Raw genomic sequence first — 25,387 nt, 5'->3', positions numbered from 1 at the left:
CCTTCGTCGTCGTTGAGGATCTTGTCATGTCGCAGTCGGGCGCGCGCCACGAGCCTGCCGAGTCGTTGCGGGAGATCGTCGAGGCGCAGCGGCTGGGCGATGCGCAGGAGTGGCTGGAGAGCCAGCCGCCGCATGTGGTCGCCGATGAGCTCGCGCGGATGGGGGACGTCGGCGCCGGGGTGGCGTTCCGGCTGCTGGACAAGGACCGGGCGCTGGCGGTGTTCGAGGAGCTGGAGCCCGTCGACCAGCAGCAGATCCTGGCGGGGCTGCGCGACCGGTCGTTCCTGGAACTGGTCGAGGGCATGGACCCGGACGACCGCGTCAGGATGCTGCGGGAGGCGCCGGCCAAGGTCGCGAAACGGGTGCTGGCGGGGCTGAGCCCGCACGAGCGGTGGGTGACGTCCGCGCTGCTCGGGTACCCGGAGGGTTCGGTCGGCCGCTACATGACGCCCCAGGTGGTGGCGCTGCCGCAGGAGCTGACCGTCGAGCAGGCGCTGCGGACCGTCCGGGAGAAGGGCGCGGACGCCGAGACGGTGTACACGCTGCCGGTGGTGGACGCCGGACGGCGGTTGACCGGCATCGTGGAGCTGCGCGAGCTGGTGCTCAACCCGCCGGACATGATGGTCGCGGACCTGGTGGTCACCGAGCCGGCCACGGCGTACGCCACCGACCCGGCCGAGGGCGCCGCCCGGCTGATGGTCGAGACCAACGACATGAACCTGCCGGTCGTCGACAGCGAGGGCCGGCTGGTCGGGCTGCTGACGATCGACGACGCGGTCGAGGTGATCGAGGCCGCCGACACCGAGGACTTCGCCCGGCAGGCCGGTACCGCGCCGTGGGAGGGCCACTACATGGCCGCCTCGGTCTGGCAGCTGGCCCGCTACCGGGCGCTCTGGCTGAGCCTGCTGCTGATCGCGGCGACGCTCACGGTCGGCGTGACCCGGGCGTTCGAGGCCACGCTGGAGCAGGTCGCCGCGCTGGCCCTGTTCATCCCGATGCTCATCGGGGCGGGCGGCAACGCGGGCGCGCAGGCCGCGACCGCGTGCGTGCGCGCGCTGGCGGTCGGGGAGGTCCGCGGCTCGGATCTGCTGAAGGTGATCTGGCGCGAGTTCCGGGTCGGTCTCGTCCTGGGCGGGTTGCTGGCCCTGCTGGGGCTCGTGGTGGGGACGCTGTTCGTCGGCGCGGACATCGCGGTGGTCGTCGGCATCACCCTGGTGCTCATCTGCGGGTGGGCCGCCACCATCGGCGGCACCATGCCGCTGCTGGCCAAACGGCTGCGGATCGACCCGGCGGTCGTCTCCGCGCCGATGGTCACCACCTTCGTGGACGCCACCGGCCTGATCATCTACTTCCTGACCGCGAAGGCCGTCCTGGGCATTTGAGCCGGTGATTTCCACGCAACTGCCGGTGGCCGTTGGCACGCCGATTGTGGGACGTCGGACCGTCGGCACCGGACATCGGCGGCTGTGCTTGTATATGCCGTTGTGACGGCCCCCCTGTATGTGCCCGTAGGAACATCAGCAGAGCAGACTCCGCAGGACGGCGATGAGCGGGTCGTGCGCGTCCTGGCCAGTACCGGGCAGCGTCTCGGAGCGCGGGTCATCGACACCCTCGCGGCGTTCACGGTGGTCATGGCGGGTTTGTCGCCGCTCTACGCCCTCGGTCTGCTTTCCGACGGCGCCTCTTCTTCGATGACCGCGTGGGTGGTCATTCCGGCCGCGTTCCTCGGGGTCGTCTCCATGGTCCTGCTGCGTGTCGGGGGAATCGGGCGGTGGGGGTGCACGCTCGGCCAGCGGGTCGCCGGGATCCGGGTGGTGCGCCACGAAGACGGAATGGGGCCGCCGGGCTGGCGCCGGTCGTTCACGCGGTACGTGCTTCCGCGGAGTTCATCGTCCTTCCCTCTGATCACTGATCCGTTGGAGCAGATGAACGATCGGCGGCTCGGGCAGTGCCTGCATGATCGCCGCGCCCGGACGGTGGTCGTCCAGGCGCAGGCGCCGCCGGAACCGGAGGAGACCGGCGGGCTGGCGGCGCTGCGGTCTCCCGGCTCCGGCACCACGGCGCCCAGTGACCATGTTCGGCGCTGGGAGAAGCGGGAACGCGGCCGGCGCATCATGATCGGATCCGCCGTGGGAGTTCTCGCGGCCGCCATCCTGGTATCGCCGGTCGTCATGGTCCTCGTCCCCTTCGGATCGTCCTCCATCGGGGGCCCCGCGTTCGAGGTCAACACCTTCTACGACGACGACGTCCATTTCGAGAACGCCTTCGGGGGGCGTTCCGCGACCTATGAACGCACGGCCGCCAGGGTCCTGGACGACCAGAAGGGGTGCCTCGCCGGGGCGATGAGCGAGCAGGCCCGCGGCGTCCTGCGCGGGGCCGAGTGCGAAGGCCGCATCGAGATCGCGTTCACGAGCACGGAAGGTGTGCTGGTCGGCAGCCACGTCCTCAGATTCCCGGACGCGGCCTCCGCACGCCAGGCCGGACGGGCTCTGCAGCACACCGATCTGCGCTTCGTTCCCGGCGGCCCGACCGATCCCCCGGGAGGCGCCCGGATCGGCGACGTCGACAGCAGAGACCACTACGTGGTCGCCACGACCGCGGTTTCGCCGGCGCAGCCGGACGCCGCGGCCAAGGCGAAGAACGCCTTCACCTTCATTCACGTCCCTACGCTCAACACCATCCTCTGGCTGTGAGCGCGGCGGTTCTGGTAAGGATGTGCGGACGTTGAAAGGGAAGTCAGTGCATTCGAACGGTCAGCAGGTCGTGTTCGCCGCCCCGCGCAAAGCGTGGCGCCGTATCGCCGTCGCGCTTTTCATGGTTTCCGTGGTGCTGCTCGTCGTGGTCCTGGCGGCCTCCCCCGACCTTGGCTCGGGTTTCGGCCTCGCGCTGTTCGTCCTGCTGATTCCGCTCTGGATCGTGTCGCTTTTCGGAACCCTGCTCGCCTGCCTCAGCTGGTTCGGCCAGTTCCGGCACAGCGGCACCGGCACCGTGGCCTGGATGGACTCGGACGGAGTCCATGTGAAGAGTGGTCAGTCGGTCGCGTGGCCGGAGGTGGAGTCGGTCTTCACCCGGCGGACGGAAAGCGGGGAACTGCTGCTCTGCGTCAGGCCGGCGGAGGCTGCGGCCTTCATCGCGCGGGCACCCAGCGAGCGGCAGGACGGAATGCGTTCGAACCTCGAGACGTACGAGGCGCCGCTCTTCATCAACGTGAGCGCGTTCTGGCAGGGAACGGCCGATGAGCTGGCGGCGGCGATAACGCGGCTCACCGCCGGCCGCCTCTCCCTCGCGGCCGGCGGCTGACGCGGCCGGTCAGGAGGCCGGGGGCGCCACTCGGGCGGCGAGGGCCTTTTTGCTGATCTTGCCTACCGGCGTGCGGGGGAAGGTGCCGCTCTCCTCCAGGCGGTCGGGGAACTTGTAGGCGGCCAAACCGCGGGTGCGGAGGAACTCCCTGACCTCGGAGAGGGCGGGGGCCTTCTCGCCGTCCCTGATGACGAGGAAGGCGCAGGTGCGCTCGCCCATCATCGGGTCCGGGATGCCCACCACGGCGGCGTCGTGGACGGCGGGGTGGGCCAGCAGGTGGTTCTCCAGTTCTTCGGCGGAGATCTTGTCCCCGCCCCGGTTGATCTGGTCCTTTTCGCGGCCTTCGACGATCAGGTGGCCGGACGGGAGCTGCCGGACCAGGTCGCCGGTGCGGTAGAAGCCGTCGGGGGTGAAGGAGCGGGCGTTGTGCTCGGGCGCGCGGTAGTAGCCGCGCAGGGTGTACGGGCCCCGGGTCAGGAGTTCGCCCACCTCGCCTCGGGCCACTTGCTTTCCGTCTTCGTCCACGATCCGGATCTCGTCCGCCGAAGAGAGGGGGCGGCCCTGGGTCTGCTCGATGAGGTCGGCCGTGTCGTCCAGGCGGGTGTAGTTGAGGAGGCCCTCGGCCATGCCGAAGACCTGCTGCACCTGGCAGCCGAGGGTGCCCGGCACCTCGGCGGCGCGTTCGGCGGCGAACTTGGCGCCGCCCACCTGGAGGAGTTCGAGGGACGAGATGTCCTCGTCCTGCCAGGTCACCGCGTCCAGCCAGAGGAGGGCGATCGGCGGGACGACCGCGCAGACCGTCGCGCGCTCGCGTTCGATCAGGGGGAACGCCTCGTCCGGAGAGCCGGAGGGGGACAGGACCACCGTGCCGCCGGTGGAGAAGACACCGAGGATGCCGGGGCAGGCCAGGGCGAAGTTGTGGGCGGCGGGGAGGACGACCAGGTAGACGGTCGAGGACGTGAAGCCGCAGACCTCGGCGCTGGCCTCCAGGTTGTAGACGTAGTCGCGGTGCGTCCGGGGGATCAGCTTCGGCAGGCCCGTCGTCCCGCCGGAGAGCAGGAAGACCCCGATGTCGGACGGTGCCGGGCCCTCGATCGCCACCGGGTCGGCGTCGATCACGGAGAGGGCGGAGAACTCCGCGGGCTCGCCGTCCACGATCACGTGGTCCACGGGGAGGGTCCGGGCCATCGCGCGGTAGTCGAAGTCGCCGTCGCGGTCGGCGCAGATGTAGGCGCGGGCCTCGGAGAGTTCGCAGAGGTAGCGGATCTCGCTTTCGCGGTGGGCGGGGAGGGTGAGCACGGGGGCCGCGCCGATGCGCACCAGGGCCAGGAAGGTGACGACGAAGGCCGTGGTGTTGGGCAGTTGGACGACGACCCGGTCACCTCGGCGGAGACCGAGGGACAGGAGGCCGGCGGCGGCGCGGGTGGCGCGCGCGTCCAGGTCGGCGTAGGTGAGGCGGTCGGCGCCGGCCACCAGGGCGGTTCGCGAGGGGTCGCCGTGCAGCACGTTGCCCAGCAGGCGGTCGGTCCAGTAGCCCTCGGCCTTGTAACGGGCCTCCAGGTCCGGCGGCCAGGGGGTGAAGCCTTCCACGGTCACCGGACGGTTCACCGCCCCGCCAGCTGCGCGGGGGCGCCGGGGACCGGCTCGGACGGATCGGAGCCGAGGGCCACGATGCGGTTCGCGGCGTCCACGTGGACGACGTGCGGTTCGTGCCGGGACGGGTCGTCCACGGACGCGTAGGTGATGATGATGACCATGTCGCCGGGCTGCACCAGCCTGGCGGCGGCGCCGTTGATCCCGATGACGCCGCTGCCGGCCGCACCGGTGATGGCGTAGGTGACGAGGCGGGAGCCGCTGGTGATGTCGACGACGTGGACCTGCTCGCCCTCGACGATGTCGGCCGCGGCCATCAGGTCCGCGTCGATGGTCAGGGAGCCCACGTAGTGCAGATCCGCCTGGGTGACGGTCGCGCGGTGGATCTTTCCGTTCATCAGCGTCCGCTGCACGGGTTCGTCCTCTTCTCCACGATTCTCCATGAATCTCCACGATCAACTAAGGCTAGGCTTACCTTAGCTATTTCCCCGGCAGAGGAGAACCCCGAGGATGCTCCGGCGACTGGCCATGGACATCAGTCCGCTGCGCGACAGCAGGCCGTTCCGCAACGTGTTCATCGCCCGCACCGTGTCGGTCTTCGGGATCGGGATGCTCGCGGTCGCGCTGCCCGTCCAGGTGTACGACCTGACGGGCTCGACCGTGCACGTCGGCGGGGTGTCGGCGGCGGAGGGGTTCGCGCTGCTCGCCGGGTTCCTGTGGGGCGGCGTGCTCGCCGACCGAGGCGACCGGCGGCGGCTCATGCTGCGCGCCCGGACGGCCGCCGGCATCGGGTTCGTGCTGCTGGCGCTGAACGCGTTCCTGCCGTCCCCGTCGCTCGCCGCGCTGTACGTGCTGGCGGCGTGGGACGGCCTGATGACCGGCGTCAGCGTCACCGCGCTGCTGGCCGCGACGCCCGCGCTGGTGAGACCGGACAGGCTCGTCGCGGCGGGGGCGCTGAACGCGCTGACCGTCCGGCTCGGGTCGATGGCCTCGCCGGCGCTCGGCGGGGTCGTCGTGTCGGCGTTCGGCGTCGGCTGGAACTACGCGGCCGCGGCGGCCGGCACGCTCGGCACGATCGGGCTGCTGACCGCGCTGCCGCCGCTCAGGCCGGAGGCCGCGGAGGCGCCGGCGAACCCGCTGCGGGCCATCGGGGACGGGTTCCGGTTCGTCGCGTCCCACCGGGTCGTCGGTTCGCTGATGCTGCTCGGGCTGCTGTTCATGGTCGCGGGCGGCATCCCCGTGCTCATGCCCGCGTTCGCGAGGCAGAGCCTGGACGGCGGCGCCACCACGGTGGGGCTGCTGTTCGCGGCGCCCGCGTGCGGGGCGGTGCTGGCGTCCGTCACGAGCGGGTGGGCCGGGTCGGCGCGGGCCCCGGGGCTGGCGCTGCTCGCCGCGTCCGTCACCGGGTTCGCGGCGCTCGCCTGCCTCGGGCTGGCCCGCCATCCGGCGCTGGCGGTCGGGATCCTGTTCGTCTACGGGTTCGTCGAGTCGGTCGAGGAGATCCTGCGGTACGGCCTGATCCAGTCGCACACCCCCGACTCGCATCTCGGACGCGTCAACGCGCTCTGGGCGGCGCAGGAGACGGGCGGCGGCGCGATCGGGTCGCTGGGCGCCGGGGCGCTCGGCCGGTACCTCGCGCCGGGCGCCGCCATCGTCGTCTACGGGACGGTCAGCGCCGTCCTCGCGCTGGCCCTGGCGCTGACGCTGACCGGGCTCCGGACGGCGCGGATGCGTCCGGAGCCCGAGCCGGGCTGATCATCCGAGGCGGGCGGCGAGCTCGTCCTCGGTCATCGCCTCGACCTCCAGCCAGATGGCGGCGACGGCCTCCAGGCGTCCCGGCGCCTCCTGCAGTTCGGTGAAGCGGCGGCAGACGCGGGCGACGGTCCGCTCGGCGAACAGCACCCGGACCGGCAGCGCGGTCGTGTCGAGCGCCTCCCGCAGCCGCGCGATCACCCTGGTCGCGAGGACGGAGTCGCCGCCGAGGGCGAAGAAGTCGGCGTCCGCGCCGACGCGCTCCTCCCCCAGCACCTCGGCGACGATCCGGGCCAGGACCTTCTCCAGCGGCGTCGCCGGTTCGGCGTGGGCCGCCTCGCCCTTCTCGGCGGCGGCCAACGCGGTGAGGGCCTTGCGGTCGACCTTGCCGTTCGCGGTGAGCGGCAGTTCGTCCACGGGGACGAGCAGTTCGGGGACCATGTGCGGCGGCAGCAGGTCGCGGGCGCGGGCCAGCACCGCATCGGGGTCGCCGGACGCGACGACGGCGGCGGCCAGGCGGCCGTCGGCCAGCAGCGCGACAGCCCGCTCCACGGAGGGGTGGTCCTGCAGCGCGGCCTCGACCTCGCCCAGTTCGATCCGGAAGCCGCGCACCTTGACCTGGTGGTCGCGGCGGCCGAGGAATTCGAGGGTCCCATCCGGGCGGTAGCGGGCCAGGTCGCCCGTCCGGTACCAGCGCAGACCCTCGTGGACGACGAACCGGTCGGCCGTGCGCTCCGGGTCGCCGACGTAGCCGTCCGCGACGCCGGCGCCGCCGATCCACAGCTCGCCCGCGACCCAGTCGGGGCGGTCGCGGCCCAGCTCGTCCACGACCCGGCACGCGACCCCGCGCAGCGGCATCCCGTACGGGACGGCGTGCCAGTCGGACGGCACCTCCCCCGCGACCTCCTGCACCGTCGAGTGGATCGCCGTCTCCGTCGTCCCGCCCAGCGCGACGAACCGGCATCCGGGCGCGCGTTCGCGCAGCAGCGCGGGCAGGTGCGCGCCCACCCAGTCGCCGCCCAGCAAGACGAGCCGCAGGCTCTCCGGGCGCCCCGCGTGCAGCAGCATCTCCAGCACGGACGGGACGCAGTTGAGCACGCTCACCGACCAGCGGCGCACCAGCTCGGCCCAGCGGGCGGCGTCGCGCCGTTCGTCCTCGTCCGGCAGGACGACCGCGCCGCCCGCCGACCAGGGCGCGAACAGGTCGAACACCGACAGGTCGAAGTCGAGCGCCGACACCCCGAGCGCGACGTCGTCCTCCCCGATCGCGAACCGCTCAATGAGGTCGCCGATGGTGTTCATGGCCGCGCCGTGCGACACCTCGACGCCCTTCGGCTCCCCGGTCGACCCGGACGTGAACAGCACGTACGCGACCTGGTCCGGACGGACGGCGACGGGTCGCGCCAGCGGCTCCGCCTCGGCGATCCCGTCGGCGGTGAGCGACGCGGCGACGCCGGCGCTCGCGCGGATCCTGGCGCGGCGGGCGTCCGGCTGCTCGGGGCCGATCGGGACGTAGGCGGCACCGGCCGCGAGCACGCCGAGGGCGGCGGCGACCTGCGCGGGGCTCTTCGGCAGCTCGACCGAGACCCGGTCGCCGGGCCGCACGCCCGAGGCGACCAGCCCGGACGCGATGCGCAGCGCACGGGAGGCCAGTTCGCCGTAGGTCAGTGTGCCGTCGTCGCCCCAGTGCAGGGCCGGGGCGTCCGGACGGCGCCGGGCGTGCTCGAAGAAACCTTCGGTCAGCGTCCGCGGCGGCGGGGCCGGAGTCGCGTTCCGGCCATGCCGGACACGGAGCTGGGACGCAGGAGCCCCGATCCCCAGAGAAAGGGACCAGTCGGCTCCGGCCGCGCCCAGCCGCGTGATCGCGGACGTGTACGCGCCGAACATCGCCTCGGCAACGCCGTCCGGGAAGGCCGGCACACGCACGTCCCAGTTCAGCAGCAGCCCGCCGGACACCTCGGTCACCTGCGCGTCCAGCAGCACCTGCGGCCCCTGCGAGATGATCCACTCCGGCTCCCCGAAGTGCTCGCGCACGCGCTCGCCGAACAACTCCCCGAGGTTCAGGGCGCTCGTGTACACGATCGGGGCGAGGACCTGCTCGCCGCGCAGCCGCGACAGGTCGCGCAGCACCTCCAGGCCCGAGTAGTCGCTGTGCGCGCCCGCCGTGTGCAGGTTCGCCTGCAGCTTCCGTGCCCGCTCGACGAACGGCAGGTCCTCCCGGAGGTCGGCCTCCAGCATGATCGACCCGGTGAAGTCGCCGACGACCGAGTCCACGTCCGGCTGGACGGGCTCGCGGTGGAACAGCGGCAGGTTCAGCAGGAACCGCGGCGTCGCCGACCACGCTCCGACGACCTCGGCGAACACGGCCGCCAGGGCCATGGCCGGGGTGATGCCCTCGGCGTGCGCCCGCGCGACGAACCGGTCCTTCTCCTCGGGCGGCAGCCAGTGGTGCCTGCGCTCGACCCGGTCGCCGGGCTCGGGAACGACGGGCAGTTCGGGCGGGCCGGGCAGGTCGGCCAGCCGCTCGGCCCACCACTGCCGGTCCCGCTCCCGCGCGGCGGCGCGCGGGTCGTCGGCGAGGTAGCGCGCGTAGCCGTAGCGGATCGGGGCGGGGGTCTCCCCCTCGTACAGCGCGGCGAGGTCGGCGAGCATGACGCGGTAGCTCATCGCGTCGGCGGCGACCATGTCGACGTCCAGGTGGAGGCGGGCGGTGCCGCCGGGCAGCAGACTGAGGCGGGCGTCGAAGACGCGGCCGTCCTCGATCGGGAGGCGCTGCTGCGACATCTCAGCCCGGATCCGCGCCAGATCCGTGCCGGAATCGCCCGTACGCAGGTCGTGGACGGTCACCACAGGCTCGGGACGTTCGGGCAGGATCCGCTGCGTTCCGTCGTCCGACACCGCGACCCGCAGCATCGGGTGCCGCCGCACCAGCGCCCGCACGGCCTCCTCGAACCGCACCGGGTCGATCGCGCGGCCGTCGAGTTCGACGTAGAGGTGCGCGGCGACCGAGCCGAGCGACTGGCCGGAGTCGCGGCCGATCCAGTACGCGTGCTGCATCAGCGCCAGCGGGAACGGGCCGTCGGGCTCGATGTCGGCCGGTTCCAGCGCGGGCGGCCCGGCGCTCACCTCCACCTGGCCCCTCTCGGCGAGCAGATCCCACCATTCGGCCAGCGTGGGGCGTTCGGCCAGCTCGGCGAAGCGGATCTCGATGCCGCGGCGGCGCAGCCGGCCGGTCAGCCGCATCAGCCGGATCGAGTCCATCCCGAGCTCGATGAGGTTGTCGCCCGCCTCCGCGCGCTCGCCCAGCACGTCGGCCAGCGCGGTGTGCAGCTCATCCCAGGTCAGCACGGAGCCCCTCTCAAATTAGGTAAGGCTAACCTAATTCACAGGGTTTTCGCGGTCAACGCCCGCCGCCGGGCGGCCGGGACGATCAGCGGCGTCTCCGTCTCCGGGTCCGGGATGACGCGGCACGGGAGCCCGAACACCCGCTCCACCAGGTCGGCCGTCACGATCTCGGCGGGCGGCCCCTCGGCCAGCACCTCCCCGGCCCGCATCGCGATGAGATGGGTGGCGTAGCGGCAGGCGTGGTTGAGGTCGTGCAGCACCGCGACGAGCGTGTGCCCCTCCTCGTGCAGCCGCGCGCACAGGTCGAGGACCTCGATCTGGTGGGCGATGTCCAGGTACGTCGTCGGCTCGTCCAGCAGCATGATGCCGGTCTGCTGGGCCAGGACGAGCGCGAGCCACACCCGCTGGCGCTGCCCGCCGGACAGCTCGTCCACCACCCGGTCCGCGAGGTCGGTGACGCCGACGGCGGCCATCGACTCCCGCACGACGGCCTCGTCCTCGTGCGACCACTGCCGCAGCAGGCTCTGGTGCGGGTAGCGGCCGCGGGCGACCAAATCGCCGACCGTGATGCCCTCCGGGGTGAGCGGCGACTGCGGCAGCAGCCCGAGCCGCCGCGCGAGCCGCTTCGGCGGCAGCGCCGCGATCGGCCCGCCGTCCAGGTAGACGGTCCCCTCCCGGGGGCGCAGCAGCCGGGCCAGGGCGCGCAGCAGCGTCGACTTGCCGCACGCGTTCGGCCCGACGATGACGGTGAACGACCCGTCCGGGATCTCCACGCCGAGCCCCTCGGCGACGACGCGCTTCTCATAGGCGAGGGTCAGGTCCTCCGCGCGCAACCGGTTCGCCCGCTCGTGAGTCACATCGTCCCCTTCCGTCCGGTGGTGGACAGCAGCCAGGCCAGGTACACGCCGCCGAGGACGCCGGTGACGACGCCCACCGGCACCGCGACCGGCAGATGGAGCGAGATCAGGTCGCCGCAGGCGAGCAGCGCGGCGCCGGTCAGCGCGGCGGGCAGCAGCTGCGCGCCGGGGCGGCGGGTCAGCCGGCGGGCGAGCTGCGGCGCGGCCAGCGCGACGAACGGGACGGGCCCGGCCGCCGCGGTCGCCGCCGCGACGAGGCCCACCCCGGCGACCGTGAGCAGCGCCCGCGTCCGCTGGACGGGGACGCCGAGCGCCCGCGCGGCGTCGTCGCCGAGCTCGCCCATGCCGAGCGGCCGGGCGAGCAGCAGCGCCGCCGGCACGAGCACGGCCAGCGCGATCGCGAGCGGGACGGCCTGGTCCCAGTCGCGCCCGTTCAGGCTGCCGGTCAGCCAGAACGCGGCCTCGTAGGCCTCACGCAGCTCGGCGCGGGTGATGAGGTAGGAGTTGAGCGCCTCCAGCATCGCCGCCGCCGCGACGCCGATCAGCACCAGCCGGACGCCGTGCACGCCGCCGCCCGGCCGGTAGGCGACCAGGTAGACGGCGAGGGCGGTGAGCACCGCGCCCGCGACCGAGGACGCCGTGACGGCGAGCGCGCCGCCGCCGAACACCAGGATCTGCAGCAGCGCGCCCGTCGCCGAGCCGGTGGTGAAGCCGATCAGGTCGGGGCTGCCGAGCGGGTTGCGGGAGATGCTCTGGAAGATCGCGCCGCTGAGCCCGAGCGCGAGCCCGGCGAGCAGCCCGGTCACGGCGCGCGGCAGCCGCAGCGTCTGGACGATGAACTCGGTGGCGCGGTCGCCCTGCCCGAGGACGGCGCGCAGCACGTCCGGCGGGGAGATCGGGAACTCCCCCGAGCCGACGACGAGCACCGCGGCGGAGGCGGCGACCGCCGCGAGCGCCCCGCACACCAGCGCCGCCCGCGGCTCCCACCGCAGCGAGGCGCCGCCCGCCCGCAGCACCCTCATAGGTCGCGCGTCCTTCCCCGCCGGACCATCACGGCGAACAGCGGCGCTCCGAGGAACGCGGTGACGATGCCGGTCTCCAGCTCGCCGGGCGTGACGACGCGGCCGATGATGTCCGCGCCGAGCAGCAGGACGGGCGCGAGGAGCAGCGAGTACGGCAGGACGAGCCGCTGGTCGGGCCCGGCGGCGGTCCGGACGATGAACGGGACGGCGAGCCCGAGGAACCAGATCGGCCCGGCCGCCGCCGTCGCCGATCCGCACAGCAGCACCACGGCGAGCGCGCCGAGCGCCCGCGTCCGGCCGGGGCGGGAGCCGAGGGCGCGGCCCGCGTCGTCGCCCATGGCGAGCGCGTTCAGCGGGCGGGCGAGCGCCAGCGCCAGGACCGTTCCCGCCAGGACGAACGGGAGGACGCGGTAGAACACCGACATCTCCCGGCCGCCGAGCGAGCCGACCTGCCAGAACCGGAAGCCGTTGAAGTCGCCGGGGGCGAGCAGCATGACGCCGGCCGTCATCGCACTGAACACGGCGTTGACGGCGGCGCCGGCCAGGACCAGCCGCGCCGGTGACGCGCCGCCCCGGCCGCGCGCGCCGATCATGTAGACGAGGGCGGCGGCGCCCGCCGCGCCCGCGAACGCCGCCCAGACGTAGACGAGCGCGTCGTCCGCGCGGGTCGCGCCGATGACCAGGACGACCGCGAGGGCCGCGCCGCCGTTCACGCCGAGCAGCCCCGGCTCGGCGAGCGGGTTGCGGGTGAGGGCCTGCATCACCGCCCCGGCCAGGCCGAGCGCCATGCCGACGACTATGCCGAGCAGGGTGCGCGGGAGCCGCAGTTCGTGGACGATCAGCTCCGCCCGGGAGGCGTCGTCGGGGGAGAACACGCCGGGCAGCACCCGCCCGAACGGCACGTCCCCGGCACCGATCGCGAGGCTCGCGACGACCGTCGCCAGCAGCACGGCCGCGAGGACGGGGAGCCAGTGCCTGCGCGGGGCCCGTCCCCCTTTCACCGGGGGGTGCGGCGGAGCGGTTCGCGCGGGCGACAACACAAGGTGAGGCTAGCCTAAGCTAACTTCCCCTTCAAGGTCACCCTCCTCGTGCGCCCTTCACCAATACACGCGTATGGTATACATTCATATTGGAGATTGAACGCTTGTATTGGAGTCATGCATGGCGGCGGAGAGGGACCCCGCGGCGGAGGATCTGACGGCCCGCGCCCGCATCCGGGACGCGGCGCTGCTGCAGTTCGCCGAGCGCGGCACGAAGGGCGCGACGTTCCGCGGGATCGCCGAGGCGGCCGGGGTCTCGGTGGGCCTCGTCCAGCACCACTTCGGCTCGAAGGACGAGCTGCGCGAGGCGTGCGACGCGTACGCGCTCGACACCGTCCGCCGGGTCAGCGCCGCGAGCGGCGGCACCGGCGACCCCGGCTTCCAGGCCTGGGCGGAGCGGCTGAGCATGCCGATCCGCCGCTACCTCGCCCGCGCGCTCGTCGACGGCTCCGCCGCCGCGGCCCGGCTGTTCGACGACCTGGTCGGCACGACCGAGCGGTACCTCACCGACCCGCCGCCCGGGTTCAACGCCCCCGACACCCGCGACCCGCACGCCTTCAGCGCCGCGATCGTCGCGATGACCGTCGGCATCGAGGTGCTGCACGAGCACCTGTCGCGGGTGCTCGGCGCCGACACCTTCACCACCGAGGGCTCGCTGCGGCTGCGGCGCGCCGTCCTGGAGGTGTTCGCCGGCCGGATGCTCAGCCCGGAGATCGCCGAACAGGGACACGCGGCCCTGGACGCCTACGAGGCCGCACTCACCAAGGAGCGGAACGATGGATGACGTCGTCGAGGCCGAGGGCCTGGTCAAGACGTTCGGCCGGACGCGCGCACTGGACGGGCTCGGCCTGTCCGTCCGGCCCGGCGAGGTGCACGGCTTCCTCGGCCCGAACGGCGCCGGGAAGTCCACCGCGATCCGCGTGCTGCTGGGGCTGATGCGCGCGGACGCGGGCACCGCCCGGCTGCTCGGCGGAGACCCCTGGCTCGACGCCACGGCCCTGCACCGCCGCCTCGCCTACGTGCCGGGGGACGTGACGCTGTGGCCGAACCTGTCCGGCGGCGAGGTCATCGACCTGCTCGGGCGGCTGCGCGGCGGCCTCGACGAGCGGCGCCGCACCGAGCTGCTCGGCCGGTTCGAGCTCGACCCGCGGAAGAGGGGCCGCGCCTACTCCAAGGGCAACCGCCAGAAGGTCGCCCTCGTCGCGGCGTTCGCGTCCGACGCGGAGCTGCTGATCCTGGACGAGCCCACGTCCGGCCTCGACCCCCTCATGGAGGAGGTCTTCCAGGAGTGCGTGCGGGAGGAGCGGCGCGCCGGCCGGACGGTGCTCCTGTCGAGCCACATCCTCGACGAGGTCGAGGCCCTCTGCGACCGCGTCACGATCATCCGCAGGGGCGCGACGGTCGAGACCGGCACGCTCGCCGACCTGCGGCACCTGACCCGCACGTCCGTCCACGCCGAACTCGCCGGGCCGCCGGACGGGATCCCGCTGCCCGGCGCGCACGACGTCCGCATCGACGGCACCTCCATCACGTTCGAGGTCGACACCCCGCAGCTGGACTCCGCGCTCCAGCAGCTCACCCGGATCGGCGTCCGCGCCCTGACGAGCCGCCCGCCCACCCTCGAAGAGCTCTTCCTGCGCCACTACGCGGACGACCTCGCCGGGGAGGCGGCCTCATGACCGCCACCACCCTGCGCCCGCCGGCCCGCGCCGCCCACCGCGACGGCGGCCTGACCGGCGCGGGCCCGCTGCTGAGGCTGTGGCTGCGCCGCGACCGGATCATGATGCCGGCCTGGATCTACGGACTCACCGCCTACGTGTCCAGCAACGCCTACAGCTTCGGGCGCGAGTACGACACGCCGGAGGCCCTCGCGAGCTTCACCCGCGGCATCAACGACAACCCGTCCACGCGGGCGCTCTACGGGCCCGTCCTGAACGGCGGCACGGCCGACGGGCTCACGGTGTGGCGCATCGGCGCGACCGGTGCCGCGTTCACCGCCGTCATGTGCGTGCTGCTGGTCGTCCGGCACACGCGCGCCGAGGAGGAGGCCGGGCGGCTGGAGCTGGTCGGCGCCGCCGCCGTCGGCCGCCGCGCACCGCTGACCGCGGCGCTCCTGACGGCCGTGACGGCGGCCGCCGCCCTGGCGGCCGTGGTCACCGGCGTGCTGGTCCTCTTCGGGCTGCCCGCCGCCGGGTCGGCCGCGCTCGGCCTGTCCTGGTTCGGCAGCGGGCTGGTGTTCGCCGGTGTCGCGGCGGTCGCGGCGCAGCTGGCCGAGACCTCCCGGGCGGCGAACGGCCTCGCGTTCACCGTCCTCGCGGCGGCGTACCTGGTCCGGGCCGCGGCGGACGCCGCACCGGCGCACTGGCTGTCGTGGCTGTCGCCGATCGGCTGGGCGCAGCACGTGCGCCCGTGCGCGGGCGAGCAGTGGGCCGTGCTCCTCCTCCCGCTCGCCGCGTCCCTGCTCCTGGTCGCCGCCGCCTACGCGCTGACCGGGCGCCGCGACCTCGGCGCCGGGATCCTGGCGCCCTCCCCCGGCCCGGCCACCGCCGCGCCGTCCCTGCGCGGCCCGCTCGCCCTGTCCCGGCGGCTGCAGCGCGGCACCCTCCTCGGCTGGTCCGCCGGGTTCCTGGTGTACGGGCTCGTGGTCGGCGGCATCGCGGCCGGGGCGGGCGACCTGGCCGGCGACAACGCCGCGATCGCGGACGACATCCGCCGCCTGGGCGGCCAGCGGAACATCACCGACGCGCTCCTCGCCACGGCCATGGGCATCATGGCCCTGTTCGCCGCCGCCTACGCGGTGCAGAGCGTCCAGCGGCTCCGCGCCGAGGAGAGCGGCGGGCGGCTCGAACCCGTCCTCGCCACCGCCGTCGGCCGCGTCCGCTGGGCCCTGTCCGGCCTCGCGGTCACGGTCGCCGGCACGGTCGTCCTGCTCGCGCTCGCCGGTGCCGCCGTCGGCCTCGTCCACGGCGCCCGCACGCACGACCTCGGCGGGCAGCTCCCCCGCCAGCTCGGCGCTGCCCTCGCGCAGCTGCCCTCCGTCTGGGTCATCGCCGCCGCGGCGTTCCTGCTCTTCGCCGCGCTCCCCCGCGCCGCGTCCGCCGGCTGGGCCGTCCTCACGGTCTGCCTGCTGCTGGGCCAGGTGGGCCCGCTCCTCGACCTGCCGCAGGCCGTCCTGGACGTCTCGCCCTTCACCCACACCCCGAAGCTCCCCGGCGGCGAGTTCTCCGTACTGCCCCTCGCCGCCCTCACCGCCGCGGCGGCCGCCCTGGCGGCGGCCGGCCTGACGGCTTTCCGCCGCCGCGACATCGGATAATGTCCGAACGATGTCTGATTTATATAAGAAAGGGGGGCTTAATTCCGGCCGTCGATGGCCGCAGCCGGTCATTCGGCCGCCGATGAATCCGAGGACGCCGTCCACGAAAACCGCGCGGTGCAAAAATTGCCGGATTCTTCGTCCGGCCACCGGCGATTTTCTGGGAGTCCGCTGTGGAACGCCCCCTGGGCAGCAATTACATCCTTGAAGAGGTCCTCGGGCGCGGCGCCACCGGGGAGGTGTGGCGGGGACGCACCCGTGAAGGGGAGCAGCTGGCGTTCAAGGTCCTGCACGACACCCTCGCCCGCGACCGCGCCACCGTGAACCGCTTCCTTCAGGAAGGGGCGATCCTCACCGATGTCGTGCACCCGCACCTGGTGCGGGTCCACGACTTCGTCGCGGAGGGCGACACCCTCGCCATCGTGATGGACCTGGTCACCGGCTCGGACCTGCGCAGGCCGCTGGCCGAGCACGGGGCGATGCGCCCCGGCGACGCGTGCTCGATCGCCGCCGAGACGGCGTCCGCGCTGGCCGCGATCCACGACGCGGGCGTCGTCCACCGCGACATCAAGCCCGAGAACGTGCTGCTCGACGACCGCCGCACGCCCCCTGCCGTCCGGCTGACCGACTTCGGCATCGCGCGCATCGCCGAGCAGACCGGCAGCAAGTCGACCATGCTCGTCGGCACCGCGCCCTACATCGCCCCGGAACTCGCCGACGGGCAGCCGCCGGCACCGGCCAGCGACCTGTACGCCCTCGGCATCATGCTCTACGAGATGTGCTGCGGCGTGACGCCGTTCGCCGACAAGTCGACGCTGGTCATGCTGAAGCGGCACGGCGGCAGCATGCCGGGCCGCCCGGACGGCGTCCCGGACCCGCTGTGGGGCCTGATCGAGGCGCTGCTCGCCAAGGACCCGGCCGCCCGGCCGGGGCCGGCCGGGCGGGTCGCGATCCTGCTGGAGGCGCTGGCCCGCGACCTGCACAACCTGCCCGCCGCCGCGAGCCTGACCGAGCCGCCCGAACCCGTCCCCGTCGTCCACGAGGCGGCGACCGAGATGTCAATCCGCAACCCGCACCGGGACGGCGGCGGCGCGGAACCCGGTCCGAAGCACAGGCGGCGGGGCCTCGCGGTCATGGCCGCGGCCGGCGGCCTCGCCGCGGTCTGCGCGATGGGCGCGGGCGGATACGTCGCGATGCGCCCCACCGGCGCGGAGCAGAAGATCGCGAGCACGCCGTCGCCGGCGGCGAGCGGGGAGTTCTCCCCGGCGCCCAGCCCGGGGGCGAGCAGCGCGCGGCCCTCCTACGGCCCGAACCAGGTCCCCGACCTCACCGGCCTCCCCGAGGCGCAGGCGCGGGCGCTCCTCCCGGCGTCGGTGAGCGTGCAGATCCGGCGGGAGCCCGCGCCGTCCGGCTCCCCCGACGGCGTGGTCCTCTCCCAGGACCCCGCGCCGGGAGCCGACCTGCCCGTCACCCTGGCGCTCACCATCTCCTCCAAACAGGCCATCCAGTACCTCGCCGACATGGAGCCCAGCGGGTTCGCCGACGGCACCTACGACAACAGCGTCAAGACCGGCACGGACGCCACGAACTACCGGCTGTCCGGCCACGCCCAGCTGCACGCCGTCGGCGTCGAGGGTTCGCCGTGCGGCAACGAGGCCGGCGGGGTCGAGTACGACCTCGGCCAGCACTACACCCGCCTGCTGGGGCTGGCCGGCGTCGACGACGACTCCCCCGTCGCCAAGACGCAGGTGACCGTCGAGTTCTACGGCGACGCCCGCAAGCTCAAGTCGATCACCACGACGCTCGGCAAGGCCAAGGACCTGGACGTCGACGTGCGCGGCGTCCTGCGGTTCGGCATCCGCTGGACGTTCAGCGGCGGCGACGCCTCGCGGTGCGCCGGCGGGACGCTCGTGCTCGGCGACGCCCAGCTGGTCTCCGCCGCCGGCTTCGTGCCGCCGTCCACCGAGTCGCCGGCCGCGTTCCCGAGCGAGTGAGCGCGCCGCCCGGCCCGCCCGGCCGGCTCACCGTGACCGCCGCCGGCCGGGCCCGCGAGTTCGGGCCCGGCGACCGGGTGCTGGTCGGCCGCGCCGCCGGGTGCGACGTGGTCCTCGCCGACACCCGCGTGTCCCGGCGGCACCTGGAGCTCGCGTTCGACGACGGCTGGGTGGTCCGCGACCTCGACACCGCGAACGGCACCTGGCACGAGGAGGCGCCGCTCACCGCGCGTCCCGTCGGCGCCGGGCTCGCCGTGCGGCTCGGCGACCCGCTGGAGGGACCCGTCGTCGAACTGGTCGCCGTCCCCGCCGCGCCCGGCGCCGACCGCACCGCCGACCTCGGCGGCGCGGCCCGCGAGCCGGTGCCGCTCGGCCGGCGGCTGACGATCGGCCGGGGCCGGGCCAACACCCTCGTCCTGGACGACCCGCTCGTCTCCCGGGAGCACGCGCGGATCGTGCTCGGCCCCCGCGGGCACGTCGTCCAGGACCTCGGCAGCGCCAACCTGACGTTCGTCAACGGCGACTGCGCGACCCGTGCCCCCCTCCGGGACGGGGACGTGCTGACCTGCGGCCGGACCCGGCTGGTCCGGGTCGCCGACCGGCTGCACTTCCTGCCCGCGACCGCCGACACGGGCCTGGACGCCGCCGGCCTCACCGTGCTCCCGGCGGCGCGGGACGAGGCGCTCGCGCCCGCGATCACGCTCCGGCTGACCGGCGCGTCGCTGCTGGGCGTCGTCGGGCCGTCCGGGTGCGGCAAGTCGACGCTGCTGCGGCTGCTCGCGGGGCGGCTGCGGCCGCCGGCGGGCCGCGTCCGCTACGAGAGCCAGGACGTGCACGCCAACGCCGAGGTCCGCACCCGGATCGGTTTCGTCCAGCACGAGCCCACCGGCCATCCGCGGCTCACCGTGCGGCAGGCGCTGACCTTCACCGCGGAGCTGCGCAGGCCCCGCGACATCGGCCCCGAGGCGCGGGCGGCGGCCGTGCGCGGCGTCCTCGCCGAGACCGGGCTCGGCGGCGACGCCGGGCGGCGGGTCGCGGCGCTCGACGAGGACCGGCGCCGGCGGCTCGGCATCGCCTGCGAGCTGATCACCGACCCGTCGCTGCTGCTGGTGGACGAGCCGCTCGCCGGTCTGGACCCCGGCCGGGCCCGCGAGATGATGCGGCTGCTGCGGCGGCTCGCCGACGCCGGGCGGCAGGTCGTGGTGGCCACCCGGGAACCGTCGGAGCTCGGCCTCTGCGACGCGGTGCTCGTGCTCGCCCCCGGAGCGCAGGAGGCGTACCACGGGCCGCCGGACGGCCTGCGCCGCCGGTTCGTCTCGACGGCCTGGGCCGACGTCTTCGACGATCTGGCGAAGGTCGCCGCCGCCCGCTCCGGCCTGCTCGGCGACCGCCGCCGGGAGCCGCCCGCGCCGCCGGTCACGGCCGCCGCACCGGTGGTGCGCGACCCGGCGGTCCGCCGCCGGGTGCGGCGCGAGGCGGGGGTCCTGGCGCGGCGCAGGCTCCGGCTCATGGCCGCCGACCCGGCCGGCACGGCGCTGCTCGCGCTCGTGCCCCCGCTGCTCGCGCTCCTCGCGGCCGGTGTCGCGGACGGCTCCGGGCTGGCCGGGCCCGGCGGCGTCCGCCGGGTGCTCCTCGTGCTCGTGCTCGGTGTCGCGGCGGCCGCCGCGCTGCCCGCCGCGCGGGATGTGGCGGCGGAGCGGCACGCCTACCGGCACGAGCGGGCCGCCGGGCTGCTGCCCGAGGCGTACCTGCTGGCCAAGGCCGCGGTCTTCGGCGGGGTGGCGGCGGCGCAGGCGGTGCTGGCCGTCCTGCTGCTGCGGGCCGTGCTACCCGGCCCCCGCGACGCCGTGCTGCTCGGCCTGCCGACGCTGGAGATCGCCGCCGCCCTCGCCGCCACCGCGCTCGTGTGCACGCTGGCCGGGACGGCGGTCGCGGCGTACCTCCCGGACGGGGCGCTGCCCGCGGTCGCGGCGGTGACGGTGCTCCAGCTGCCGCTGTGCGGCGGGCTCTTCCCGCTGACCGGGCGGCCGCTGCTCGCGGGGACCTCCGTGCTGCTGCCCGCCCGGTGGGGCTTCGCCGCGCTCGCCGCCACCGTCGGCCTCGGCGAGGGCGAGGCGGCGCCCGACCTGCTGTGGCGGCACGGACCGGGCACCTGGACGCTGTGCCTGCTGGCCCTCGCCGCCCAGGGGTCCGTGGCGGCGTCCCTCACGCTGCGCAGGCTCCGGCGCTGACCGGGCCGGGCGCCGCGGCGGCGCCCGGCCCGGCGGTCACCGGTTCCCGCCGGGGCGGTCGACGTGCACCACCACGCCCGCCCGGGGCACCGCGCTCAGCGCGGCCACGATCCAGTAGCCGTGCCCGGCGGGGAAGGGGGCGCCGTCCGCGCCCAGGGCCATGGCGACGGCCGCCGCGATGAGGCCCAGCCGCGTGACGAGGTCGATCACCACGACCGTCGCCGCGCCCCGCACCCGGCTGACCCGAACTCCTCGGAACATCGTCTCCTCCTGCGGTTCGCGCTTCCTTGAACGCTTTCCAGCATCGGGAATCGGGCCTTTCACGTCCGCTCCCCGATCGGGGAGCGGCGCCCGCCGGCGGCATTGCGCTATTCCAGGCAGGTGGCCCACTGGTTGGCCTGGACGTCCTTCCAGTAGTCGTTCGCGAAGAGTGCGAGGTGGCGCTCGCCGAGAATGTCGTAATGGACGAGGGCGGCGGCGATCGCCGTGTTCCCGACCGTCCCCTCATCGGGCAGCAGGGCACGTGCCACAAGTTTCTTGCGGAGGGCCTTCAAATGGTCATGCACTTTTCCGTTGAGGCGTTTCCGCAGTTCCTCGTCGCCGCGGGTCCGGTCGGCGAGGTAGGTCCGGCCCACCGATTCCAGCGCCAGCGGGCCGATCTCCGGTCCGGACGGGAGCGGGTCCACCCTGGCGGCGTTCCGCAGCCACGGCGCGCACAACTGCAGGGCCACCATGAACTCGCGGGTCTCGGGGTTCATGGTGATGCCGGCGACGGTGCTCGACCTGCGTCCACTGGCCTGCGGGAGCACGGGCTCGGCGGCCGGCCCCGCGCCGGGCAGGCGGACGTGGACGGCGCGGTACTCCTGGAGCATCAGCGCCGACCCGACCAGTGCGCTGCCCGCCGAGAGCACGCACGCCTCGGCGGGGTCGTCCGGCAGCCGGGGCCGCAGCCGCACCGGTTCGCGCAGGGACGGGGCCGGCCCGTCCAGGCCGAGGTCCCCGCTCCGCACGATCAGCGCGTGCTTGCGGCTCAGGTTGACGATGCGGACGCCGCCCGCGTCCACCGTGATCTCGCCGACCTTCCGCGACAGCCAGCGGTCGTCGGGGCCGAGCGGCAGGTCCACCTCCGGACCGCCCCGGCCGAAGGTCAGCCGGCCGCCCGGCCGCAGCAGCCGCGGCGGCCCCAGCGGGCCGCTGACGACGACGGCGCCGTCCTCCTCGCCCTCCATGTCCGGGCCGTCGCCGGCCTTCCCGTCGCGCATCGCACCCCCACGAATCGTCCGGTGTCGCACGCAGCAGCATCCCGTCTCCGGAGTGCTCGTGCGGCCGTCCCCGGACGATCCGCCCGGCCGATCCCGGCCGCCGCCGCTAGGAAGCGGGGTGGTCGGGGTGGGCGAGGAGCCAGGCCCAGATCTCCAGCGGGTCCTCGGCGGTGCGGTGGGCGCCGCAGTGGCAGATGCCGGTGAGGGTGTCGGAGCCCGGCGACCATTCGACCCGCAGGCGGCCCGTGCTCATCGGGCCGTCTGCCGCTGCAGGATGCGGCGGGCGGCGAGGCCGCCGGTGTCGATGTTGATGGACAGCTCCTGGTAGCCCTCCGGCTCGGACGCGATGACCTTCTCCAGGATGTCCAGGGCCTTGACATCCTGGAGGACGACCGTGCGGTTGCTCTCGGCGAGGAACGTCGAGACCTTCTCGTCGCCCAGGGCGAAGTCGCGGGCGACGAGCCAGAAGTCGTGGGTGCTCGTCTCCGTCTCGGGGGTGATGGCGTAGCCGATCTCGACGTGGAACGCCTGCGAGTCGTCGCCGTCCGGGCCGGGCTCCACACCGGTGGGGGCGATGCGGCTGTGCAGGAGGTAGAGGCACGGCGGGTAGTACTCGATGTCCTGCCAGCGGTCGATGCGGCCCTCGATGCCGGTCGACTCCGAGTAGAAGGACGGGCACGCCACGTCCTTCATGCGGCGGCTCACGTAGACGATGCCCGCCTCCTCGTCGACCTCCGTGTTGATCGGGGTCTGCGCCACCTCCGGCGTGCCGATGTAGCCGGCGTGCAGGTACGTCTCGTGGGACAGGTCGAGGAGGTTGTCGACCAGCAGGTCGTAGCGGGCCGCGAGGGGCTCCATGCCGCGGACGGTCGTGTACTCGGGCGAGTCGAACCAGGTCGCGCGGGGGATCGCGGTGGCGTCGCCCTGACCGTCGCCGATCCACACCCAGATGAACGAGTCCTGCTCGACGACCTGGTAGGCGGGGACGCGGGCGGTGCGCGGGATGCGGGTCTGCCCGGGGACGGCGACGCAGACGCCGTCGGGGGCGTAGGTGAAGCCGTGGTAGCCGCAGACGATCCGGTCGCCGTCCCGGTTGCTCTCCGAGAGCGGGAAGCGGCGGTGCACGCAGCGGTCGGCGAGGGCGACGGCCTCTCCGGCCTGTGTCCGGTACATGACGAGGGGCTCGCCGCAGATCGTCCGGGCGAACAGTCCGTCGCCGATCTCCTGGCTGTAGGCGGCCACGTACCACTGGTTGCGTGCGAAGACCATGGGGGCGTTCCTCCGGGATCGATGGGGTCACGACGACCATCGCGGGGGGACGGTGACGGGGGCCACACCGATTCCGTCCAACGGAAGAACCCGGTCAGCGGTTGTGCAGTGCCGTCTCCGGCGGGCGCAGCGCGCGGGGCGCGCCGAGGGCCCGGGAGATGCCGCGGGCGCTGGCGCGCACGACCGGGATCAGCGCCCGCGCGTCCCAGCCGTCGGACGGGACGACGATCGCGACGGCCGCGACGACCCGGTCGTCCGGGCCGTACACGGGGGCGCCGACCGACAGCGCGAACGTCTCGACCTGGCCGTCGCTGATGGCGACGCCGGTGCGCCGGACCTCAGCGAGGACGCGCCGCAGGTCCGGCCCCGTGGCGATGGTCCGGTCGGTGAAGCGGCGCAGCGGCCCGGCGATGGCGCGCTCCTGCAGCGCGGTGTCGGCGTGCGCGAGCATCGCCAGGCCGACGCCGGTCGCGTGGGCGGGCCACCGGCCGCCGACGCGGGACAGGACGTGCACGGCGTCGCGGGCGGAGATCCGCTCGATGTAGACGACGTCGAGGCCGTCCAGGACGGCGAGGTGGACGTTCTCGTGCGTCGCCTCGTACAGGTCCTCCAGGAAGGGCATCGCGGCGGCGCGCAGGGCGGGGCCGCGCGGCGCGAGCGCGGCGACCTCGAACAGCCGCAGCCCGATCCGGTACAGGCCGTCGGCGTCGCGTTCGAGCGCGCCCCAGGCGGCCAGTTCGCCGGCGAGCCGGTGCGCGGTGGACAGCGGCAGGCCCGCGCGGCGGCTGATCTGCGTGATGGTGAGCGCGGCGCGCTCGGCGGAGAACGCCTCCAGGATGTCCAGGACGCGGCTGGTGACCGTGGGCCGCGTCCCGGTGCCGCCGCCGGCGGCCCTGCCGGTGGCCGTCATGGGTCGCCGTACTCCTCCCGGAGCCGTGCCTTGAGGATCTTCCCGGCGGCGTTGCGGGGGATCTCCGCGGCGAGGGCGGCCGACTTGGGGATCTTGTAGCGGGCCAGTCTGCCGGACAGGGCGGCGAGCACCTTCGCCGGGTCCACGTCCGCCCCGGGACGGGCGACGAGGACGGCGCGGCCGACCTCGCCCCAGGTGCCGTCCGGGACGCCGAAGACCGCGCATTCGACGACGTCGGGGGCGGCGGCGAGGATCGCGTGCTCGACCTCGGCCGGGTACACGTTCTCGCCGCCGGAGACGATCATGTCCTTGATGCGGTCGACGACGAACGCGTAGCCGTCGCCGTCGAGGCGGGCGGCGTCGCCGCTGCGGAACCAGCCGTCGCTGAACGCGGCGGCGGTGTCGTCGGGCCGGCCCCAGTAGCCGCGCATGACGTGCGGGCCCTGGACGACGATCTCGCCGGTCTCGCCGGGCGCGACGTCCGCCATGCCGGGCCCGACGACGCGCACGTCGCTGAAGAAGTGCGGCACCCCGGCCGAGCCCGCCTTCGACACCGCGTGGCCCGCGTCGAGGAAGAGCGCGCCGGGCGCGGCCTCGGTCATGCCGTATCCCTGCAGGAACGTCAGCCCCCGCCGCTGGTAGGTCTCGATGAGGGACGGCGGCACCGGGGCGCCGCCGCAGGTGAGGATGCGCAGCGAGGACAGGTCGGCCCCGGCCCAGCCCGGCTCCCGGGCGACCCGCTCGAACATCGTCGGCACCCCGAACATGAACGTGATCCGCTGCTCCTCGATCATAGAGAGCGTCGCGGCCGGGTCGAACGCGGCGGTGAGCACGCACGTCCCGCCCTTGAGCAGCACCGGCAGCGTGAGCATGTTGAGGCCGGCGGTGTGGAACAGCGGCGCCGACACGAGCGCCACCTCGCCCGCGACCAGGTCGTGGTCGATGAGGACGTTGATCGCGTTCCAGGTGATGTTGCCGTGGGTGAGCGTCGCGCCCTTGGGGCGCCCGGTCGTCCCCGAGGTGTACATGATCATGCAGGGGTCGTCGAGCGCGACGGGGAGGTCGAGCGGGTCGTCGTCCTCGCCGGCCAGGAGTTGCTCGTAGGCGTCGAGCGCGATGTGCTCCCGCACGGGGGTGGCGCCGCGGATGCCGTCCACCAGTTCGGCGTGCAACGGCCCGTGGACCAGGACCGACGTGCCCGAGTCGGCGAGCTGGTAGGCGATCTCCGGCCCGGCGAGCCGCGTGTTGAGCGGGACGAAGACGCCGCCGAGCATGCCGGTCGCGAACAGCGTCTCCAGGAACGACGGATGGTTGGGGCCGAGGTAGGCGACCCGGTCGCCGGGCCCGATCCCGAGGCCGCGCAGCGCGCGGGCGAGGCGGGCGACCCGGCCGAGCAGCCCGGCGTAGGTGAGCGCCGCCCCCTCGTGGACGAGGGCGGCCGCCCGCGGTGTCTTGCGGGCGCGGCGCGCGGGCCACGACCCGAGTCCTTCGTTGCGCAT

21 protein-coding genes are annotated in these 25,387 nt (G+C 74.2%); 9 read left to right on the top strand and 12 right to left on the bottom strand.

Annotation, left to right across the window (positions count from 1 at the left end; genetic code table 11):
- The first annotated feature begins 26 nt into the window (after nucleotides 1–26).
- From mgtE to ABZ806_RS28585, 3 genes are all read left to right on the top strand, one after another.
- Complete coding sequence (gene mgtE / locus ABZ806_RS28595; RefSeq protein ID WP_500220501.1) at nucleotides 27–1,382, top strand: magnesium transporter; 1,356 nt, start codon at nucleotides 27–29, stop codon at nucleotides 1,380–1,382.
- A 102-nt stretch (nucleotides 1,383–1,484) separates the two neighbouring features.
- Nucleotides 1,485–2,693, top strand: a complete 1,209-nt coding sequence (locus tag ABZ806_RS28590) for an RDD family protein (protein ID WP_500220500.1) — start codon at nucleotides 1,485–1,487, stop codon at nucleotides 2,691–2,693.
- Between the two features lie 46 nt (nucleotides 2,694–2,739).
- Complete coding sequence (locus ABZ806_RS28585) at nucleotides 2,740–3,300, top strand: hypothetical protein (RefSeq protein ID WP_500220499.1); 561 nt, start codon at nucleotides 2,740–2,742, stop codon at nucleotides 3,298–3,300.
- Between the two features lie 9 nt (nucleotides 3,301–3,309).
- On the opposite strand, the gene ABZ806_RS28580 is transcribed toward ABZ806_RS28585, so the two are convergent.
- Complete coding sequence (locus ABZ806_RS28580) at nucleotides 3,310–4,890, bottom strand: (2,3-dihydroxybenzoyl)adenylate synthase (protein WP_500220510.1); 1,581 nt, start codon at nucleotides 4,888–4,890, stop codon at nucleotides 3,310–3,312.
- A 14-nt stretch (nucleotides 4,891–4,904) separates the two neighbouring features.
- The gene (gene panD / locus ABZ806_RS28575) at nucleotides 4,905–5,306 is read right to left on the bottom strand and encodes an aspartate 1-decarboxylase (RefSeq protein ID WP_067637167.1); all 402 of its coding nucleotides are present in this window, start codon (nucleotides 5,304–5,306) and stop codon (nucleotides 4,905–4,907) included.
- A 97-nt stretch (nucleotides 5,307–5,403) separates the two neighbouring features.
- On the opposite strand from panD, the gene entS reads away from it, so the two are divergent.
- Nucleotides 5,404–6,648 (top strand): enterobactin transporter EntS, encoded by a 1,245-nt coding sequence (entS, locus tag ABZ806_RS28570; RefSeq protein ID WP_500220498.1) that lies wholly within the window; start codon nucleotides 5,404–5,406, stop codon nucleotides 6,646–6,648.
- On the opposite strand, the gene ABZ806_RS28565 is transcribed toward entS, so the two are convergent.
- The 4 genes from ABZ806_RS28565 to ABZ806_RS28550 are packed head-to-tail and all read right to left on the bottom strand — an operon-like array spanning nucleotide 6,649 to nucleotide 12,870.
- Nucleotides 6,649–9,993: a non-ribosomal peptide synthetase gene (locus tag ABZ806_RS28565; RefSeq protein ID WP_500220497.1), complete on the bottom strand. Its 3,345-nt coding sequence runs from the start codon at nucleotides 9,991–9,993 to the stop codon at nucleotides 6,649–6,651.
- A 35-nt stretch (nucleotides 9,994–10,028) separates the two neighbouring features.
- A complete protein-coding gene (locus tag ABZ806_RS28560; protein ID WP_500220496.1) occupies nucleotides 10,029–10,847 on the bottom strand; it encodes an ABC transporter ATP-binding protein in 819 nt (272 codons plus the stop codon).
- Nucleotides 10,844–11,869, bottom strand: a complete 1,026-nt coding sequence (locus ABZ806_RS28555; RefSeq protein WP_500220495.1) for a FecCD family ABC transporter permease — start codon at nucleotides 11,867–11,869, stop codon at nucleotides 10,844–10,846. Before ABZ806_RS28555 ends, ABZ806_RS28560 begins: the two co-directional genes overlap by 4 nt.
- Entirely contained in the window at nucleotides 11,866–12,870 is a 1,005-nt protein-coding gene (locus tag ABZ806_RS28550) for a FecCD family ABC transporter permease (RefSeq protein ID WP_500220494.1), read from the bottom strand. The genes ABZ806_RS28555 and ABZ806_RS28550 overlap by 4 nt, the downstream gene beginning before the upstream one ends.
- A 160-nt stretch (nucleotides 12,871–13,030) precedes the next feature.
- On the opposite strand from ABZ806_RS28550, the gene ABZ806_RS28545 reads away from it, so the two are divergent.
- The 5 genes from ABZ806_RS28545 (at nucleotide 13,031) to ABZ806_RS28525 (ending at nucleotide 20,447) form a co-directional block, all read left to right on the top strand.
- A complete protein-coding gene (locus tag ABZ806_RS28545) occupies nucleotides 13,031–13,693 on the top strand; it encodes a TetR/AcrR family transcriptional regulator (protein WP_500220493.1) in 663 nt (220 codons plus the stop codon).
- On the top strand, nucleotides 13,686–14,588 hold the full coding sequence (locus ABZ806_RS28540; protein ID WP_500220492.1) for an ABC transporter ATP-binding protein: 903 nt from the start codon (nucleotides 13,686–13,688) through the stop codon (nucleotides 14,586–14,588). Before ABZ806_RS28545 ends, ABZ806_RS28540 begins: the two co-directional genes overlap by 8 nt.
- Nucleotides 14,585–16,222, top strand: coding sequence for an ABC transporter permease (locus ABZ806_RS28535; protein WP_500220491.1), 1,638 nt, complete (start codon nucleotides 14,585–14,587; stop codon nucleotides 16,220–16,222). Before ABZ806_RS28540 ends, ABZ806_RS28535 begins: the two co-directional genes overlap by 4 nt.
- Before the next feature lie 173 nt (nucleotides 16,223–16,395).
- A complete protein-coding gene (locus ABZ806_RS28530) occupies nucleotides 16,396–18,216 on the top strand; it encodes a protein kinase domain-containing protein (protein ID WP_500220490.1) in 1,821 nt (606 codons plus the stop codon).
- Entirely contained in the window at nucleotides 18,213–20,447 is a 2,235-nt protein-coding gene (locus ABZ806_RS28525; RefSeq protein WP_500220489.1) for an FHA domain-containing protein, read from the top strand. Before ABZ806_RS28530 ends, ABZ806_RS28525 begins: the two co-directional genes overlap by 4 nt.
- A gap of 36 nt (nucleotides 20,448–20,483) precedes the next feature.
- On the opposite strand, the gene ABZ806_RS28520 is transcribed toward ABZ806_RS28525, so the two are convergent.
- From ABZ806_RS28520 to ABZ806_RS28495, 6 genes are all read right to left on the bottom strand, one after another.
- Nucleotides 20,484–20,708, bottom strand: coding sequence for a hypothetical protein (locus ABZ806_RS28520; protein ID WP_500220488.1), 225 nt, complete (start codon nucleotides 20,706–20,708; stop codon nucleotides 20,484–20,486).
- Nucleotides 20,709–20,815: 107 nt separating this feature from the next.
- A complete protein-coding gene (locus ABZ806_RS28515) occupies nucleotides 20,816–21,709 on the bottom strand; it encodes an FHA domain-containing protein (protein WP_500220487.1) in 894 nt (297 codons plus the stop codon).
- A gap of 106 nt (nucleotides 21,710–21,815) precedes the next feature.
- Nucleotides 21,816–21,962, bottom strand: coding sequence for a hypothetical protein (locus ABZ806_RS28510; RefSeq protein WP_500220486.1), 147 nt, complete (start codon nucleotides 21,960–21,962; stop codon nucleotides 21,816–21,818).
- Entirely contained in the window at nucleotides 21,959–22,978 is a 1,020-nt protein-coding gene (locus ABZ806_RS28505) for a Rieske 2Fe-2S domain-containing protein (RefSeq protein WP_500220484.1), read from the bottom strand. Before ABZ806_RS28505 ends, ABZ806_RS28510 begins: the two co-directional genes overlap by 4 nt.
- Nucleotides 22,979–23,072: 94 nt before the next feature.
- A complete protein-coding gene (locus tag ABZ806_RS28500) occupies nucleotides 23,073–23,888 on the bottom strand; it encodes an IclR family transcriptional regulator (protein ID WP_500220483.1) in 816 nt (271 codons plus the stop codon).
- Nucleotides 23,885–25,387, bottom strand: coding sequence for an acyl-CoA synthetase (locus ABZ806_RS28495; protein ID WP_500220481.1), 1,503 nt, complete (start codon nucleotides 25,385–25,387; stop codon nucleotides 23,885–23,887). Before ABZ806_RS28495 ends, ABZ806_RS28500 begins: the two co-directional genes overlap by 4 nt.

Origin of the sequence: Spirillospora sp. NPDC047418, from assembly GCF_040643275.1 — a bacterium.
GTDB lineage: Bacteria > Actinomycetota > Actinomycetes > Streptosporangiales > Streptosporangiaceae > Spirillospora.
Note: the sequence above shows the minus strand (reverse complement) of the source record. Positions and strands in the feature narration are given on the sequence as shown.

Bases quoted from the DNA above. Each gene is read 5' to 3' on its own strand.
- mgtE (WP_500220501.1), top strand. From the start codon at position 27: ATGTCGCAGTCGGGCGCGCGCCACGAGCCTGCCGAGTCGTTGCGGGAG.
- entS (WP_500220498.1), top strand. From the start codon at position 5,404: ATGCTCCGGCGACTGGCCATGGACATCAGTCCGCTGCGCGACAGCAGG.
- ABZ806_RS28555 (WP_500220495.1), bottom strand. From the start codon at position 11,869: ATGAGGGTGCTGCGGGCGGGCGGCGCCTCGCTGCGGTGGGAGCCGCGG.
- ABZ806_RS28545 (WP_500220493.1), top strand. From the start codon at position 13,031: ATGGCGGCGGAGAGGGACCCCGCGGCGGAGGATCTGACGGCCCGCGCC.
- ABZ806_RS28540 (WP_500220492.1), top strand. From the start codon at position 13,686: ATGGATGACGTCGTCGAGGCCGAGGGCCTGGTCAAGACGTTCGGCCGG.
- ABZ806_RS28535 (WP_500220491.1), top strand. From the start codon at position 14,585: ATGACCGCCACCACCCTGCGCCCGCCGGCCCGCGCCGCCCACCGCGAC.
- ABZ806_RS28520 (WP_500220488.1), bottom strand. From the start codon at position 20,708: ATGTTCCGAGGAGTTCGGGTCAGCCGGGTGCGGGGCGCGGCGACGGTC.
- ABZ806_RS28515 (WP_500220487.1), bottom strand. From the start codon at position 21,709: ATGCGCGACGGGAAGGCCGGCGACGGCCCGGACATGGAGGGCGAGGAG.
- ABZ806_RS28510 (WP_500220486.1), bottom strand. From the start codon at position 21,962: ATGAGCACGGGCCGCCTGCGGGTCGAATGGTCGCCGGGCTCCGACACC.
- ABZ806_RS28505 (WP_500220484.1), bottom strand. From the start codon at position 22,978: ATGGTCTTCGCACGCAACCAGTGGTACGTGGCCGCCTACAGCCAGGAG.
- ABZ806_RS28500 (WP_500220483.1), bottom strand. From the start codon at position 23,888: ATGACGGCCACCGGCAGGGCCGCCGGCGGCGGCACCGGGACGCGGCCC.
- ABZ806_RS28495 (WP_500220481.1), bottom strand. From the start codon at position 25,387: ATGCGCAACGAAGGACTCGGGTCGTGGCCCGCGCGCCGCGCCCGCAAG.